General features: G+C 51.1%; 17 protein-coding genes. 7 read left to right on the forward strand and 10 right to left on the reverse strand.

The genetic code is table 11. The features are described from left to right. Positions 1 to 76: 76 nt before the first annotated feature. From ftsX to ftsY, 3 genes are read right to left on the reverse strand one after another with little or no spacing between them, the layout of a single operon-like run. Positions 77 to 1,150 carry a permease-like cell division protein FtsX gene (ftsX, locus tag J2X05_RS03725; protein WP_310068798.1) on the reverse strand — a complete coding sequence of 358 codons (1,074 nt, stop codon included), beginning with the start codon at positions 1,148 to 1,150 and terminating at the stop codon, positions 77 to 79. Next, complete coding sequence (ftsE, locus tag J2X05_RS03730) at positions 1,147 to 1,815, reverse strand: cell division ATP-binding protein FtsE (protein WP_310068802.1); 669 nt, start codon at positions 1,813 to 1,815, stop codon at positions 1,147 to 1,149. The genes ftsX and ftsE overlap by 4 nt, the downstream gene beginning before the upstream one ends. 48 nt (positions 1,816 to 1,863) lie before the next feature. Beyond that, entirely contained in the window at positions 1,864 to 2,949 is a 1,086-nt protein-coding gene (ftsY, locus tag J2X05_RS03735; protein WP_310068805.1) for a signal recognition particle-docking protein FtsY, read from the reverse strand. 116 nt (positions 2,950 to 3,065) lie between these two features. On the opposite strand from ftsY, the gene rsmD reads away from it, so the two are divergent. Both rsmD and coaD read left to right on the forward strand, forming a co-directional pair. Then, positions 3,066 to 3,677: a 16S rRNA (guanine(966)-N(2))-methyltransferase RsmD gene (gene rsmD, locus J2X05_RS03740; RefSeq protein WP_310068808.1), complete on the forward strand. Its 612-nt coding sequence runs from the start codon at positions 3,066 to 3,068 to the stop codon at positions 3,675 to 3,677. Positions 3,678 to 3,773: 96 nt separating this feature from the next. Continuing rightward, positions 3,774 to 4,253 carry a pantetheine-phosphate adenylyltransferase gene (gene coaD / locus J2X05_RS03745; RefSeq protein ID WP_310068811.1) on the forward strand — a complete coding sequence of 160 codons (480 nt, stop codon included), beginning with the start codon at positions 3,774 to 3,776 and terminating at the stop codon, positions 4,251 to 4,253. Between the two features lie 21 nt (positions 4,254 to 4,274). Here coaD and mutM read toward each other — a convergent pair whose 3' ends face one another. Next, a complete protein-coding gene (mutM, locus tag J2X05_RS03750) occupies positions 4,275 to 5,087 on the reverse strand; it encodes a bifunctional DNA-formamidopyrimidine glycosylase/DNA-(apurinic or apyrimidinic site) lyase (RefSeq protein ID WP_310068813.1) in 813 nt (270 codons plus the stop codon). A gap of 334 nt (positions 5,088 to 5,421) precedes the next feature. Between mutM and J2X05_RS03755 the strand changes: the two genes are divergently transcribed. Then, positions 5,422 to 6,063, forward strand: a complete 642-nt coding sequence (locus J2X05_RS03755) for an Npun_F0296 family exosortase-dependent surface protein (protein ID WP_310068816.1) — start codon at positions 5,422 to 5,424, stop codon at positions 6,061 to 6,063. A 72-nt stretch (positions 6,064 to 6,135) separates the two neighbouring features. Here J2X05_RS03755 and J2X05_RS03760 read toward each other — a convergent pair whose 3' ends face one another. From J2X05_RS03760 to radC, 4 genes are all read right to left on the reverse strand, one after another. Further along, positions 6,136 to 7,536 (reverse strand): HDOD domain-containing protein, encoded by a 1,401-nt coding sequence (locus tag J2X05_RS03760; protein WP_310068818.1) that lies wholly within the window; start codon positions 7,534 to 7,536, stop codon positions 6,136 to 6,138. Between the two features lie 264 nt (positions 7,537 to 7,800). Beyond that, positions 7,801 to 7,956 (reverse strand): 50S ribosomal protein L33, encoded by a 156-nt coding sequence (rpmG, locus tag J2X05_RS03765; protein ID WP_007639321.1) that lies wholly within the window; start codon positions 7,954 to 7,956, stop codon positions 7,801 to 7,803. A 15-nt stretch (positions 7,957 to 7,971) separates the two neighbouring features. Further along, a complete protein-coding gene (rpmB, locus tag J2X05_RS03770; RefSeq protein ID WP_007639320.1) occupies positions 7,972 to 8,208 on the reverse strand; it encodes a 50S ribosomal protein L28 in 237 nt (78 codons plus the stop codon). Positions 8,209 to 8,508: 300 nt separating this feature from the next. Continuing rightward, positions 8,509 to 9,183, reverse strand: a complete 675-nt coding sequence (radC, locus tag J2X05_RS03775) for a RadC family protein (protein ID WP_310068824.1) — start codon at positions 9,181 to 9,183, stop codon at positions 8,509 to 8,511. Positions 9,184 to 9,386: 203 nt separating this feature from the next. On the opposite strand from radC, the gene coaBC reads away from it, so the two are divergent. The 4 genes from coaBC to slmA all read left to right on the forward strand — a co-directional run bounded on the left by coaBC (position 9,387) and on the right by slmA (position 14,762). After that, positions 9,387 to 10,589 (forward strand): bifunctional phosphopantothenoylcysteine decarboxylase/phosphopantothenate--cysteine ligase CoaBC, encoded by a 1,203-nt coding sequence (gene coaBC, locus J2X05_RS03780; protein ID WP_310068825.1) that lies wholly within the window; start codon positions 9,387 to 9,389, stop codon positions 10,587 to 10,589. 57 nt (positions 10,590 to 10,646) lie between these two features. Next, positions 10,647 to 13,175 carry a phosphomannomutase/phosphoglucomutase gene (locus tag J2X05_RS03785; RefSeq protein WP_310068827.1) on the forward strand — a complete coding sequence of 843 codons (2,529 nt, stop codon included), beginning with the start codon at positions 10,647 to 10,649 and terminating at the stop codon, positions 13,173 to 13,175. A 6-nt stretch (positions 13,176 to 13,181) separates the two neighbouring features. Continuing rightward, on the forward strand, positions 13,182 to 14,090 hold the full coding sequence (gene argB / locus J2X05_RS03790; protein WP_310068830.1) for an acetylglutamate kinase: 909 nt from the start codon (positions 13,182 to 13,184) through the stop codon (positions 14,088 to 14,090). A gap of 72 nt (positions 14,091 to 14,162) precedes the next feature. Beyond that, positions 14,163 to 14,762 (forward strand): nucleoid occlusion factor SlmA, encoded by a 600-nt coding sequence (gene slmA / locus J2X05_RS03795; protein ID WP_310068832.1) that lies wholly within the window; start codon positions 14,163 to 14,165, stop codon positions 14,760 to 14,762. 75 nt (positions 14,763 to 14,837) lie between these two features. On the opposite strand, the gene J2X05_RS03800 is transcribed toward slmA, so the two are convergent. Further along, entirely contained in the window at positions 14,838 to 15,446 is a 609-nt protein-coding gene (locus J2X05_RS03800) for a hypothetical protein (RefSeq protein ID WP_310068835.1), read from the reverse strand. A 23-nt stretch (positions 15,447 to 15,469) separates the two neighbouring features. Beyond that, entirely contained in the window at positions 15,470 to 16,120 is a 651-nt protein-coding gene (gene pyrE / locus J2X05_RS03805) for an orotate phosphoribosyltransferase (RefSeq protein WP_310068837.1), read from the reverse strand. Positions 16,121 to 16,169 lie beyond the last annotated feature (49 nt).

The following is a 16,169-nucleotide window of genomic DNA, read 5'->3' on the forward strand; positions in this document are numbered from 1 at the left end:
ATTGGTTCCGCCAGCACCCAAAAAGTTCACTTTACGCGGATGTTGCACTCTCAATTGGCGCGATAGAAAACATCTATCAACGCGGCTGGATTTGGTACAAATGCCGCGCCACTGCGATCCAGGCTCCTATTAATCCGGTAAAACCGGCAATCAGGATTAATTGCAGGCTCTCAATAAAGCCTAGCCCCTGTAAACGAAAACTACTTTGATACAGATCAGCAAGCTGGGTAACAGGCGCCGATAACCACCAAAATCCTAACGCCAGCAATATTGCCGCCAGTATTCCACCGCCCACGCCAAACCAAAGGCCGGTGTAAAGAAAGGGGCGACGGACATAGGCATCGGTCGCACCGACCAGTTTGACGACGACAATTTCATCGCGCCGATTTTCTATCGCCATACGAATAGTATTACCAATTACCAACAGCACTCCTAAGGCCAGCAGCCCCGCAAGTGCAACCACAAAGCGCTCGGCGACAGTAATAAATTGATGCAGGCGCTTAACCCAGAGCATATCGAGACGTACATCGGCCACCAGTGGATCAGCCACCAGCGCTTGTTGCAAGGAGGTGAGCGCATCGGGCGCATTGCCGCCAATTTTGGGTTTGACCAAAATCACCGCTGGCAATGGGTTTTCATCGAGATGATTGGCCAGCTCGCCCAAACCCGAACCCAATTTGAACTCTTCCAGCGCCTGCTCAGGTGATACGTAGGTAGCCTGGACAACATCCGGTCGCTTCGCCCAGCGGCTGCGCAGATCCTGCGCCTGACCGGCACTAGCTTCCTTTTTCAGGAATACCGAGATCTGGCTGGAGTCCTGCCAGCTCTGGCCGATTTGCTGCACATTGCTAAACACCACGAAAAGCGCGGCCGGCAGGGCGATGGCGATGGCGATCACCAGCCAGGTCATCAGGCTTTGCAGCGGCGTGCCCAGCATGCGCAACAGGCTTTCAATTGCCGAGTTGCTGTGATGCGCACTCCAAGCATCGAACTTGTCGCGCCAGGACATCTGGCTCGACACCGCACCTTGCGGGCGGACATTCTCTACTCGTGGAGGCGCCTCGCGGCGCGGGCGCTCGTTGCGCGGTGTAGCACTGGCACCCATACGATTGGGGCGGCGCTCGGGTTTGGAAGGACGATTCGATTTCACCAGAGCACCCCATCGTGGACCAGTTTGCCTTGCACGAGGCCCAATACCCGTTTGTTCATGCGCTTGAGCAACTCCACATCGTGGGTGGCGATCATTACAGTCGTACCAACTTCGTTGAACTGGCGGAATAAGGTCATGATTTCATTGGATAATTCCGGATCCAAGTTACCGGTTGGTTCATCTGCCAATAACAAGGTGGGCTTGTTGACCACAGCGCGCGCGATACCGACACGCTGCTGCTCTCCGCCCGATAAGGTCATAGGATTGCTGCGCTCTTTATCGAGCAGATCCACCTTATCAAGTGCCGCGCGCACGCGTTTGCCGATTTCCTGATGAGGATAACCGGCCACCTGCAATGGCAGGGCGACGTTGTCGTAGACAGTGCGGTCAAACAGCAGCTGGTGATTCTGGAACACCACGCCGATATTGCGGCGGAAATACGGCAGCTGGCTTTTCGGCATACGCGCCAAGTGATGGCCATCCACAAATACATTGCCATTGGACGGCTGCTCCATCAGCAGAATAAGCTTCATCAAGGTACTCTTACCGGCTCCTGAATGCCCGGTAAGGAACAGCATTTCGCCTGACTCCACCTCAAAGTCGACCCGCGCCAAGGCTTCGTAGCCGGTGTCGTAGCGCTTGCTTACAGTTTCAAATCGAATCACAACAAACCCTGTTTGCTAAATTATCAGGAAGCATCAGATTGGTTAACTTCAGTTTTGGTCAAAAAGTGCCTTGATAAATGGCTCAGCCGCAAACGGCTGAAGGTCGTCGATGGATTCACCGACACCGATAAACCGCACCGGCAGCGCAAATTTTTTGCTCAGTGCAAAGATCACCCCACCCTTGGCGGTACCATCAAGTTTGGTCAGTACCAACCCGGTTACTCCAGCCGCATCGCGGAAAGTTTCGGTTTGGTTTACGGCATTCTGGCCAGTGCCCGCATCCAACACCAACAGCACTTCATGCGGCGCGGAGCCATCGACCTTGGCCATCACCCGTTTGACCTTGGACAGCTCATCCATCAAATGATTTTTGTTGTGCAGGCGGCCGGCGGTATCGGCGATGATCACATCAATTCCGCGCGCTTTCCCCGCATTTAATGCGTCATAGATGACTGAGGCCGAATCTGCACCCGTATGCTGGGCAATCACCGGAACATTATTGCGCTCGCCCCAGACTTGCAGCTGTTCGACTGCCGCCGCGCGAAAAGTATCCCCTGCCGCCAACATGACTTTTTTGCCCTCGTTTTGCAGGCGCTTGGCGAGTTTGCCGATAGTGGTGGTTTTACCCACACCATTCACGCCTACAACAAGGATGACATAGGGCTGTTTGCTGCTGTCAATCACCAGTGGTTTTTCCACCGGGCGCAGCAGGTCAGTGAGCTGGTCGCGCAGCGCTTGATAGAGCGCATCGACATCGTTGAGCTGTTTGCGCGCCACGCGTGCAGTCAGGCTGTCGATAATTTCCGTCGTTGCCTCCATCCCCACATCGGCGACCAATAGCTGGGTTTCCAGCTCTTCAAACAGCTCATCATCGATGGTTTTACGGCCGAGGAATAAATTGCCAAGCCCTTCGGCAAAGTGGCTGCTGGTACGGCTCAATCCCTGTTTGATGCGCGCAAAAAAGCCGAGTTTGGCGGGGACTTCTGGCGCCGCTTCTACTTGCACTTGCGCAGCGACGATCTCCGCTTGCACAACGGCCGTTTCAGCGGGCGCCTTTTCGGCGGCTGGCGGCGCATCAGCGGTGGGCGTTGCGGTATCGGGCTTATCGGATTTTTTAAACAGATTGAAAAACATAGTGTTGGTCTGGGTCTTAACCTGAGAGATGGATGCTGTGCCCGGGCAGATAGGGTTTCTGCAAATCCGGCAAAGGCGCTATCCTACCACTTCTGATCTACCGGTAGAGAAATGCCTTGCCCAAACCTGTCGCAAAATCATCCAAACCCAAGCCGGCTGGCAGCAACCAATTGCGCATCATTGGTGGCATCTGGCGCGGACGCAAACTCAGTTTTCCCGACGTCAATGGCCTGCGCCCGACTGGCGACCGCATCCGCGAAACCTTATTTAACTGGCTGGCGCCGGATATCCAGGGCGCACGCTGTCTCGACCTGTTTGCCGGATCGGGTGCGCTGGGCCTGGAAGCACTATCGCGAGGCGCAGCGTCCAGCTTGCTGCTGGAGAAACACGCCGCAGCTGCGCAGCAACTCAAAAGTAATCTGCAATTATTACAGGCCGACAATGGCCGGGTCGAACAGGTGGACAGCCTTCAATGGCTCAAGCAACAACCGCCCAAACCATTTGATATTGTTTTTATCGATCCACCCTTTGCGCTCGAATTGTGGGAGCCTATTGCTGCTGAATTGGAAGCACAGGATTGGTTGAGCGATGCGGCAGTTATCTACCTTGAAGCACCACGCGATGCCCAATTGCAACTGCCCGGCAACTGGCAATTGCACCGTGACAAACAGGCCGGCCAAGTTAGCTTCCGCCTGTACCATCGCCACACTCTGGCCGATAGCAACTAAACTGTATCTGCTGCGATGGTGCTCGCGCTGGCTAGTGACCAGTGAATTTTGTACCATGCGCGCCTCGCCTATCGGCCTCCACCACGGAATACTCCTATGCGCACAGTGGTCTACCCAGGTACCTTTGACCCCATCACCAATGGCCATATCGATTTGGTGGAGCGCGCCTGTCGCCTGTTCGACAATGTGATACTAGCGGTGGCGGCGAGCAATCGCAAAAATCCCTTATTTACGCTGGATGAGCGGGTCGCACTGGCCAAGGAAACTCTTGCCCATCTCCCCAATGTGACGGTTTGCGGTTTCGATATTTTGTTAGTAGAGTTTGTCCGCCAGCAGAACGCCCAGGCGGTATTGCGCGGGCTGCGCGCCGTATCCGACTTTGAATACGAATTCCAGTTGGCGAATATGAACCGCGCGCTGGCGCCGACCATGGAAAGTATTTTCCTCACCCCGGCCGAACATCTTTCTTATATCTCTTCTTCTATCGTGCGTGAGATTGCCTTTCTCGGCGGCGATGTCAGCAAGTTTGTCGCCGCCCCGGTAGAGGCTGCACTGAAGCGCAAATTCGGCAAATAACCCGCCGCCTTTACTGATCGATTATTTCTGGCAAGCCACACAATACACAGTGGTGCGATCATTCATTCGCACCTCTTTAAGCGGCTTTTTACACCGGGTGCAGGGCTCGCCACCGCGCCCGTACACCAGTAACTGCTGTTTGAAGTAACCGGGCTTACCTTCGCCGCCGACAAAGTCGCGCAGTGTTGTCCCGCCCTGGTTAATCGAGCGCTGCAATACAAATTTGATATCGCGCACCAGATCTTCACAATTTTTTTGTGTCAGCGAACCCGCCTTGCGGATGGGTTTGATACCCGCCATAAACAGGGATTCATTGGCGTAGATGTTGCCCACCCCAACAACGATTTTACTGTCCATGATGAACTGCTTGATCGCCTGGCTGCGCTTGCGAGTGCGCTCGTACAGATAATCTGCCGTGAAGCCATCGGTCAGCGGCTCCGGCCCCAAATCGGCCAGCAGTTTGTGCAACTGCGGCTCGCCGTCCACCCAGAGCAAACAACCAAAGCGGCGCGGATCGCAATAGCGCAGAGCACGTTTGCCAAATACCAAATCAAAATGGTCGTGGAATGATGGTGGCTCGTCGGTGTTAACGACGCGCAAGCTGCCCGACATGCCCAGATGGATAAGGGCATGGCCATTGCCAAAATCGAGCAGCAGATATTTGCCGCGCCGCATTGCATTCACCAGCCGCCGCCCACTGACCAACTCCGCCAGCTCAGGTGGGATTGGCCAGCGCAAGCGCGGCTGGCGAATGACAATCTCCGTCACTTTTTGCCCAAGCACATGGGGACTGATACCGCGCAGGGTGGTTTCGACTTCGGGTAACTCAGGCATAGGAATTCCTGTTTTTTATCGCTAATGGTCACATGCTAAATGGCTAATAGAAGTAAATCATCGAATTTGGCGCAAATTTCATCAAAATAAGCCGAAATATTCTCTCTGTGACGTTGAAATACACAAAACCCTGGCTAGAATTCTGAATGTGATGTGCATCACAAACAAATGAGAACCAATTCGCATTTTTAGGAGAAATTGGCCTACAAGTTGCTGATTCGATGATGTTGGCAAAAATCCAGCGGTAACGGATAAGTGCCAAATGTGTGTATGACTGTTTGGACAGCTTATTAGCCCGACGCCGTCGCGGCCTCTTTACCTTCTGGAGTGTTGAATGAAAAACCTGTTTACCGCGTTGCTTTTCCCGCTGTTGTTAGCCACATGTGCTGCACAAGCACTGCCGATTGTCTCTTTATCCAATGCGGGCGATGTGACTAGCTCAGTCGCCGGCGCAACGACGATTGATTTTAATTCCGGTTGCGGTTATGCCAGCTGTAGCGGTGACTTTGCCCTTGTCACTGGTAATCAGAGCGGGAAATATGCGCAACCCTTTGGCGTCAACTCACAATATTTGACAGTGCCCAACCCAGCGCCCACCACCCAAAGTGCCATTTTTAACTTAGGTACTGCAGCGGATTATTTTGGTATTTTTTGGGGCTCAATCGACAGCTATAACTTCATCAGTTTTTATTTGAACAATAGCTTGGTAGCAAGTTATTCCGGCAGCGATATTGTGGGCCAATTTGCCAATGGCAACCAACTGGGTTACAGCTCCAACCGCTATATCAATTTTGATTTTGGCAGCGAGTCTTTCGACAGCGTTAAATTAACCAGCAATGGCTTTGCCTTCGAAAGCGATAACCACGCCTTTAAAAAGCTGGTCTCGGTTACCGAGCCTACCACGGCGCTATTATTTTTGCTGGGGCTGATTGGGTTGGCACTGGCGCGTCGTCAAGAACGCATTAGCCGCCAATAAATTAATACACGAAAAAAAACCGCTGCGGATTATCCTCAGCGGTTTTTTGTTGCTCAAGTATTCTCACCTATATCAGCTGCTTGCGCTAAAACGCATCATTAAATTCAATTGATTGGCAATGAGTTGAAATTCCTCAAATTGGCGCGCACTCAGTACACCGGTTTCCGCATCGGCATAAGCCAAGGCCATCAGACGCTTATTCAGTAACAGAGGGGCGAGAAAAATAGCGCCGGTAGCTCCCATCATCTGTAGAGCACCGATATCTTTCTGTACGCTGGATGGTTGATACCAGAGCGGTTGTTGGGTGCGCAAAAACTCGTGCAACAATTCACCTTTGTGTAATTGTTCAAGATTGATTTTAATGCGTTGCCGCCAGAGATGTGTTCCCTTGCCAACAACATAACGGACATCAAGCATTTTACTTTTATGATCCACGACCAAAATCGCCACCCGGGATATACCTGAGCCTTCATGCAATGCCGCAAGCGACAGCTGCGTAATTTTCGGGAAGTCATCCCCTGCTAACATTGCTTTGTGAATTTGGTTGAGTTGCTGTTGGAATAAATAATCAGGCTTTACCGCACTCTCTTCTTTTTGTTCTATTAGCGCTGGATCCGGCAAAGAACTGATCAATACTTCTACACCATAAATCTTGGCAATTACCGAAGCCTCATCCGCCATCATCAGTATTTGTTTTTTTGCATCGTCCAAAGAAATCTTGCACAGATTCGCCGTTTGTTGACAAATTTTTTGCATCTCCTGACTTTTCATTCCCCGCTGGATATAGGTGCTGATTTGGTTGCCTAAATTTACCGCGCGCGCGGCTGCGCTGGAGTGCACATGGTTTTCGCAGGCTTCGCTCAGCAGATCACCGAGTGTCCAGTCTTTAATTAAATGGCGCGATAGCAAACTGGTATCCACACCCAGATATTCCAACGCCAAACTGTGTTCGGCCTGTGGGTCCTGATCGCGCGCCTCAATAAAATTTTCTACCACTTTGCGTCCGGTAGAGATAAGCGCAAGTTCGCTAATATTGCGCAATAGCGCTGCAATAAATACTTGCTCTTTTTTATCGCCATCCAAAAACGGCACCATCGCTTTCGCCTGCACGGCGGCATGAAATGAGCGCGCCAAACTTTGGATCAATAAAGTTTTTGGCTTGCCCTTTAAAAAATTCTCAATCAACGTCGTCGCGAGAGTGATATTGCGCAGGTTGTCAAAACCCAAATGGACAATCGCGCGCGACACTGTTTTGATCGACGCAAATGATGGGTTGTAATGGACCGAGTTGGCGATCTTTAATACTTTGGAAGTGAGGTCAGCATCGCGCAAAATAATTTTGGTTAAATCCTCCGCGCGACATTTTTCATTTTCACTCAGCTCGCAGATCTCCCTTACCACCGCGTTGAGCGTCGGCAGTTCTTGTTCGGCTAGAGTGGTCATCCATTCCTCAAGCCCGCGAATTTCTGTCATAGGGAAAACCTGTGTTGGCGTGACTTTCGGCTCTGCGACTAGACGTTGGGTTGAGACTATTGACGCATTCAAACCTTGGACTCCAGCGCTATTGACTGCATTTGTTATCGATTATTGGCTTGAGTGTAGTTCAGGTCGCTGAATTCTGCCTTTTGGCACCTCAGATTCATTTCTTATTAACAGAAGGGAATTTCAGGCAATAAAAAACCCGGTACACAGACCGGGCTTTTTAGCGAAACCAACTATCAAGAATTGAACACTAAATTACTTGATTTTGCCTTCTTTGTAGACCACGTGCTTGCGCACAACTGGATCAAACTTTTTGATTTCCATCTTTTCTGGCATGGTGCGCTTGTTCTTGTCAGTGGTGTAGAAGTGACCAGTACCAGCAGAAGAGTTCAGACGAATTTTTTCGCGCATGACTATAGCTCCTAATTACACTTTGTGGCCGTTGGCACGAACATCAGCCAACACAGCGTCAATGCCACGCTTGTCGATGATACGCATACCTTTTGGAGTCAGGCGCAGAGTCACGAAACGCTTCTCAGCTTCCACCCAAAAACGGTGAGATTGCAGGTTTGGCAAAAAACGACGCTTGGTGTGGTTTTTTGCGTGGGAAACATTGTTGCCGGTAATGGGACGTTTACCAGTAACTTGACATACCTTGGACATTTTATTGCCTCATTAAAAATTCAGCGCGCTAAGCTGGACGCTGTGTTAGAACCGTAAAACAGACTAACAACCAGCCTAGAGCATTGTTGTAAGCAGCCTATTCTTTCCTAAACGCGGGTTAATTTCAGGGTTGGAGCAGCAAATCCCAAGGGAAATTTGCGCGGAATTGGCGCTCTTTTAATACGCCTTCACAACCCTGCCGCAAAGAGCCGCGTTTTATACCAAAACAGTCCTCCAATAGCAATGAAAAGCTGTTTTTTTGACCAAAAAAACTGGGCGACTCCAATTAATAGCGCGATTTCAGAGCAATCCCCGCTCTGCAAAGGAAATTACCTCGCTGTCGCCCACCACCATATGGTCGATCACCCGCACATCGATCAAGTCCAGCGCTGCCTGCAGGCGCTGGGTAATACGGCAGTCGGCTTGACTAGGTTCGGCCACACCACTGGGATGGTTGTGGCTGAGTATTACGGCTGCGCAATTATGAGCTAACGCGCGCCGCACTACTTCGCGTGGATAAACAGAGGCACCGTCGATAGTGCCGAAGAATAATTCCTCGTATGTAATCAGGCGATTTTGGTTATCCAGGAACAAGACCGCAAAGACTTCGCGTGGCTGATGACGCAGCTGGGCGCTAAGGTAGTTGCGCACCAGATCCGGACTGGTAAGCAGATCGCCCGCTTTCATCGCCGCGGAAAGATGGCGCCGTCCCATCTCCAATACTGCTTGCAGTTGTGCGTATTTGGCATTGCCAAGCCCGAGACCTTTACAGAACTCGGCTTGCGATGCCTCTAGCAGCTGGCGCAGGCCACCGTACTCCTGCAACAACTCGCGCGCAAGGTCGACGGCCGATTTACCCACGCAGCCAACACGCAGGAAAATAGCGAGCAATTCGGCATCAGATAAGGCGCGCGGGCCAAGTGCTAAGAGTTTTTCGCGGGGACGTTCGGCTTCAGGCCAATGGGCAATCGACATGGACAACTCCTTGTAGTGAGATCTGGTCATTCCTTTTAGTGTCGGCAACTATCACCGACAGATACGAAAACGCTGGCAAGAATGGTATCTTAATCCGCTTTCGTCAAGCCCTGCGGGGCTGGCGCCGTTAGTGGCCAATTACGCCAAGCAGGGCTAAGGTTGTTCACTAGACGTTCTTTTATCGCTGGAACCCAACCGACCCTATGACATCGCTTGCCAATAAACAGATTCTGCTCGGCGTGACCGGTGGTATTGCCGCCTACAAAAGCGCCGACCTGGTGCGTCGCCTCCAAGATGCAGGTGCCAGTGTGCAGGTAGTGATGACACCTGCGGCACAGGAATTTATCACCCCTCTGACCATGCAAGCGCTCTCGGGCAATCCGGTACATACGCAATTGCTCGATCCCGAAGCCGAAGCCGGCATGGGCCATATCCAGCTGGCGCGTTGGGCAGACCTGGTGTTGATCGCCCCAGCAACCGCTGACTTTATGGCGCGCCTGACGCAAGGTGTGGGCAATGACCTGCTCACCAGCATCTGTCTTGCGACCGCCGCACCCATCGCCATCGCACCGGCGATGAACCAAGGCATGTGGCATAACCCGGCCACACAAACCAATCTGGATACCTTGATCAAACGCAAGATCCATATCTTCGGCCCCGCTGAGGGTGGCCAAGCCTGTGGCGACGTAGGCCCAGGACGTATGCTCGAACCGCTCCAGCTAGTCGATGCCGCCGCCCGTCTCTTTACCAGCGGCAGTTTGGCAGGTAAAAAAGTGGTGATTACCGCTGGTCCCACGCGCGAAGCGCTCGACCCGGTGCGCTACCTGAGCAACTACAGCTCGGGCAAAATGGGCTACGCCCTGGCCCAAGCGGCGGCGGAAGCCGGCGCTAAAACGATTTTAATCAGTGGCCCAACGCAGCTGGCAACACCCGCGCGCGTGACGCGCATCGACGTGATCAGTGCCGAGGACATGCACTCAGCTAGTCTGGCTGCAGCGCAGGACTGCCATTTATTTATCGCCGCTGCCGCCGTAGCCGATTATCGTCCCGCGCAAATGTCCGCACAGAAAATGAAAAAAGGTGAAAGCGATACACTAACGCTATCGCTGGTGAAAAATCCCGACATAGTCGCGAGTATTGCGGCGCTTGAACCAAAACCCTTTACGATTGGTTTTGCCGCCGAAAGTGAAAATCTATTGGAATATGCACGTAGCAAATTGCAGCACAAGAATCTGGACCTGGTAGTTGCCAATAATATCAGCGATAGCAGCATTGGTTTTAACAGTGATGATAATGCCGTTACACTCGTCGAAAAAAATACCGCGACCGAGATTAGCCAACGCAGCAAGCAGCAATTAGCGCGCGAACTTATCGCACTCTTTGCCCAAAAAATAACAGCTCAATAAGCCTCAAGTTTGTTAGCACAACAAACATCACGTTTCAGTTAAGTAGAAGGTACAGGTGTGAACCCAAAGGATTCGTCAAAACCCAAAACCGAAACAGGTGCGCATCTCTCTCGCAGCGAGCAACGCGCCTTGGACGCCGCCAAACGCAAAGCCGCAGTCCAGCAAAAAATACTCCTGATCTTATTGGGCATAGCACTGATCATTAACGCTGTTGTAGGTTATGTGCTCTACCAAAAGTTGGTGATCGAACAAACACAAGAAAATTTGCGCTCGCTCACGCAAGAGAAAGTCGACGAGCGAAGCAAAACACTCTCTCATTATTTCCAACAGCAGACCCAACTCATCGACAAGCTTGCCGCCGAACCTGAACTGATCGCCAGCCTTGATGCCACCAATCCCGATAACACTGCGGAGAAGCGCGACCTGTTAGAGAAAAAATGGCTGCGTGAAACACCTTCCGCCCTCAAAGTGCGTTTGATCCCGCTAGGTAGCGCGCAATTGGATCGCGAGGCGGAATTTCCCATCCGCTATGCCGAATTGGATTTAATCCAGCGTGCAGAAAAACGTCAGCCTGCGCTACCCGAGTTGGTAGCAATTAATGAACGCTGGATGACCAATTGGATTCGCCCACTCGCTGCCGAGGACAAAAGCGCGCCGCTGGGCACACTCATGGTCACCATAGATGCAGCCGAATTAATCAATCTGTTTACCCCTGCAGACCAGCATCTCGGCGAGTTTGTACTGGTGCAACAATTTACCGGCAGCCCACCGCAAATAGTAAAAAAACTCGGTACAGGTACTGCAGGCAACAGTCTGCAAGGCAATGTTGAAGGTAGCCACCTCGCGGTGAAATTTACGCCTTCCGACCAACTCTTATCACTCGCCGAAGAATTACCTGCACTCTGGCTCTCCATTGTGAGCGTTATAGTGGCGGGCAGTCTGGCGCTGGTGTGGTTCCTCAGCAAAATTCTGGTGCGCATGGAATTGGGCGAAAAAAATGCCGCAACTCCCTCAATCGCCGAAGTGGTCAAAACCAGCAAGGAATCGGTCAATGCTGATGATGCCATGACCAATCCGCTGTTTCAGAAGCAGGATATTCTTGATATCGCTGTGATTGATGAAGATGAAAATATTCTCGGCTTGCAGCAAGCGTCCGGTAAAAAATCCAGCGCCAGTGCGCGTAATAAAATCAGTGAAGAAGATGTACCCGCTGAAATTTTCCGCTCCTACGATATTCGCGGGTTGGTCGGCAGTCAGGTTACGCCGGAACTTGCTCAACTTATCGGTCAAGCCGTAGGCAGCGAAGCGATTGATCAGGGCGAACAGGCGATTGTAGTTGCGCGCGACGGACGCACCCACAGCGAAGCACTGACGCAGGCATTGATTCGCGGTATTCTGCGCTCGGGCTGCAATGTAATTAATATTGGTGTGGTACCTACACCGTTGATGTATTTTTCTACCTTCCATTTCGATGACACCAGCAGCGGGGTAATGGTCACTGCGAGTCACAACCCCAAAGAATATAACGGCTTTAAGGTCGTCATTAATAATCGCGCGCTCGCCGATGATGCTGTTATCGATTTACGCTCACGCATTATCGGCCAGCGTTTTCATCAGGGACTAGGTGAAGAAATTCCGCGCACAATTATTCCCGATTATATCGACCGTATTTTTTCCGACGTTGCACTCGCGGGTAACGTATCGATAGTGGTGGATGCGGGCAATGCGGTGACCGGTATAGTCGCGCCGCAATTGTTTGAAGAATTGGGCTGCGATGTGATCCCGTTATTTTGCGATCTCGATGGCGAATTTCCCAACCACGATCCTGATCCAACCATCGAAAAAAATCTGCAGGCGTTAATCGCCAAAGTTCAGGAAACCAATGCAGATATCGGCGTCGCTTTTGACGGTGATGGCGATCGTTTAGTGGTCGTAACGCCTAAAGGCGACATTATTTGGCCCGATAGATTATTGATGCTGTTTGCCAAAGATGTGCTCTCTCGCAACCCCGGCGCAGATGTATTGTTCGATGTAAAATGTTCACGCCAGTTGAACCAAGTGATCAGCAGCTACGGCGGCCGGCCGATAATGTGGAAGACTGGCCACTCGCCAATGAAGGCCAAAATGGAAGAGACGCAGGCGTTGATTGGGGGCGAATACTCCGGCCATATTTTTATCAAAGACCGCTGGTACGGGTTCGATGATGGCATCTATGCGATGGCACGTCTGCTGGAAATCATTACCCTGCGCGACCAAAAAATCGATGCTATTTTTGCAGCCTTCCCGCAACTCTATTCAACACCGGAAATTAAAATCGCCATTCCCGAACTCGATAAATTCGGGCTGATTAAAAAGCTCAGTGAGATCGGCGATTTTGCCAACGGTACCATCACCACCATTGACGGCCTGCGGGTGGATTACACCAAAGGCTGGGGACTGGTGCGCGCCTCCAATACATCGCCTGCGTTAACGCTGCGTTTTGAAGCGGAATCGCACGAGTCACTGGAAAAAATCCAGCAAATTTTCAAACGGGAATTACTCAAAGTCGATAACCGTTTAACGTTCAATTTAAATTCACAGGATTAATTTGTTATGTCTCTGAACCGCGAATCAGCGATGAATATCGCCAATGTATTAACTGAAGCCCTGCCCTACATCCAGCGCTTCACCGGCAAGACTGTGGTCGTAAAATTCGGCGGCAATGCAATGGAAGGTGAAGAGCTGCAAAACAGTTTTGCGCGCGACATCGTATTGATGAAATTGGTCGGCATGAATCCGGTAGTAGTCCACGGTGGAGGGCCACAAATCGGCAGCCTGCTGGAAAAACTCAATATCAAGTCCGAATTTATCAACGGCATGCGTGTTACTGACAGCGCCACAATGGATGTGGTGGAGATGGTGCTCGGCGGTACCGTGAATAAACAAATCGTCAGCCTGATTAACCGCAACGGCGGCCAGGCAATTGGTTTGACCGGTAAAGACGGTAAATTAATCCAGGCAAAAAAACTAACCGTCACCCATAAAACCCCGGAAATGCTCGCACCAGAAATTCTCGATATTGGCCACGTTGGCGAAGTGGAAAATGTAAACACTGCCGTGATCGATATGTTAATCAACAGCGATTTTATTCCGGTCATCGCACCGATTGGTGTAGGTGCCGACGGCGCCTCTTACAATATCAATGCTGATTTGGTCGCCGGAAAAATTGCTGAATTTTTGCGCGCGGAAAAATTAATGCTGCTCACCAACGTCTCCGGTCTGCAAGATAAACAGGGCAAGGTGTTAACCGGCCTCAGCACTGAGCAAGTAGATGGCTTGATCGCAGATGGCACTATTTACGGCGGTATGTTGCCCAAGATTGCTTGTGCTCTCGATGCGGTAAAAGCCGGTGTGACCAGCGCGCACATTATTGATGGCCGTGTTGACCACGCAGTGTTATTGGAAATATTTACCGATGCCGGCGTGGGTACATTGATCACCAATAAAGCCCGCAATGCTTGATGTTATGGCGCGCGCCCTGTGTAAATTCAGGCGCGCAACATTCCGAATGGAATCGCTCTGAATGGAGTCGTCATGAATAAATCCCCAAGCAAAACTCCGCGTCGCCAACAAATCCTCGAGTGTCTGGCGCGCATGTTGGAGGCCAGCCCAGGCGAGCGCATTACCACTGCCGCACTGGCCAAAGAAGTGGGCGTTTCCGAAGCGGCGCTCTACCGCCACTTTCCCAGCAAATCCAAAATGTTTGAGGGTTTAATAGAGTTTATTGAAGAGACGATTTTTTCGCGCGTGACATTGATTTTGGCGGAAGAAAAATCGGCTTTAAAACGCTGCGAAAAAATCCTGTCGCTGCTGCTCACTTTTGCCGAGCGCAATCCTGGCTTGACGCGTTTACTGACTGGCGATGCACTCACCGGCGAAACCGAGCGTTTGCGTGTGCGTATCGCACAATTTTTTGACCGCATTGAAACCCAGCTAAAACAGATTTTGCGTGAGGCAGAATTGCGCGAAGGCTTGCATCCGCAATTGCCTGTTGCTGCAGCCGCTAATTTGTTGATTGCATTGGTTGATGGCCGCATCGCCGAATTCGTGCGCACCGAATTCCGCCGCCGCCCCACTGAGTACTGGCAAGAACAGTGGCAATTGATCGCGCAGGGATTTTTAATTGCAGGTTAAGATTCCAGTAAAAAAATTGCGACCATAAAAAAACCGGCAGCCGCCGGTTTTTTTATGGTCGCAAAGTTGTTATTCCTACTGCGTAATCTCAACGAACCGTTTCCGATCAGCATCAAATTTTTGCTCTACGGTTTTGTATTCTTCCTCGCGCTGTTGAATCTGCACTTGAATATCTTTTTCTTCCTGCACCAAATTGTTGATATTTTTCAGCAAGTCTTCTGGTAATTGCCGACCTGCGCGCTCAATCGCCGCCGCTTGCGCTTGATAGGTCTGCAATCGTGAGCGGGCCGAGGTGAGATTCGCCTGCAAAATACCAATGTTGCCACGCAAGCTTTCCAGATTGCGAGTTTTGGCCGCCTCTATATCACCTACATTGCTGTAACTGCGACGCAATTGAATATCTTCACGCTCACGCTCTTCGCGCTGTAATTTTTCCTTATACAAGCGCTCACCCTCAGCACCTTGAGTTACGGGCGCAATCACCTTAATCACCTTGCCACTGAGCGATACTATTTCATAACCATTGTTGACATACTGTGGCGGAATTTTGCTATCCAATACTGTGACGCCATCCTTGTTTTTGTAACGATAAATTACTTTGCTAGTCGAGGAGATTTGCGCGGCAGCCCAGCTGCTGAACAATAGTGAACTACAAGTAATCAATGTCAACAACAGGCTACGCATCTGTATCAGTTACCTCATTTGCATCACGCGAGCTCTACACCGTAGGTCGCGCGATATTCTTTAATTTTATTTACCATCGCCTCTTGTCCGCTCTGGCTTTCAAGATAATCAATGATGTGATTCAAGTTGATAATGCTAATAACTGGAATACCAAACGTCTGTTCCACTTCCTGGATCGCCGATATCTGCCCCTGGCCTTTTTCCTGCCGATTTAAACCTATCAATACGGCCGCAGGTTTGGCACCGGCCGCATCGATAATGCCCATCACTTCGCGCACTGCGGTGCCAGCGGTGATGACATCATCCACGATCAAAACTTTCCCTTTTAACGGCGCTCCTACCAAAGTTCCACCTTCGCCGTGATCTTTCGCTTCTTTACGGTTATAGCAGTAAGGCAAATCGCGCTGATGCTGGTCAGCCAAGGCAATGGCAGTAGTCGCGGCCAAAGGAATCCCCTTATAGGCGGGGCCAAATACTATATCGAATTCCACGCCAGATGCGGTGACAGCCGCCGCATAATAACGACCGAGCTCGGCCAGTGCCTTTCCTGTCTGGAACTTACCCGCATTAAAAAAGTAGGGGCTGGTACGGCCAGACTTGAGCACATATTCACCAAAGCATAGCGCCTGGTGTCTGATGGCCAGCTGAATAAAGTCAAATTGGTATTTTTCCATGCAAAGTATCCGACTATGAACTAAGTTTGAGATGACAAAATAAATACAA

The sequence above is a fragment of the Cellvibrio fibrivorans genome, assembly GCF_031457055.1.
In the GTDB taxonomy this organism is placed as follows: domain Bacteria; phylum Pseudomonadota; class Gammaproteobacteria; order Pseudomonadales; family Cellvibrionaceae; genus Cellvibrio; species Cellvibrio fibrivorans.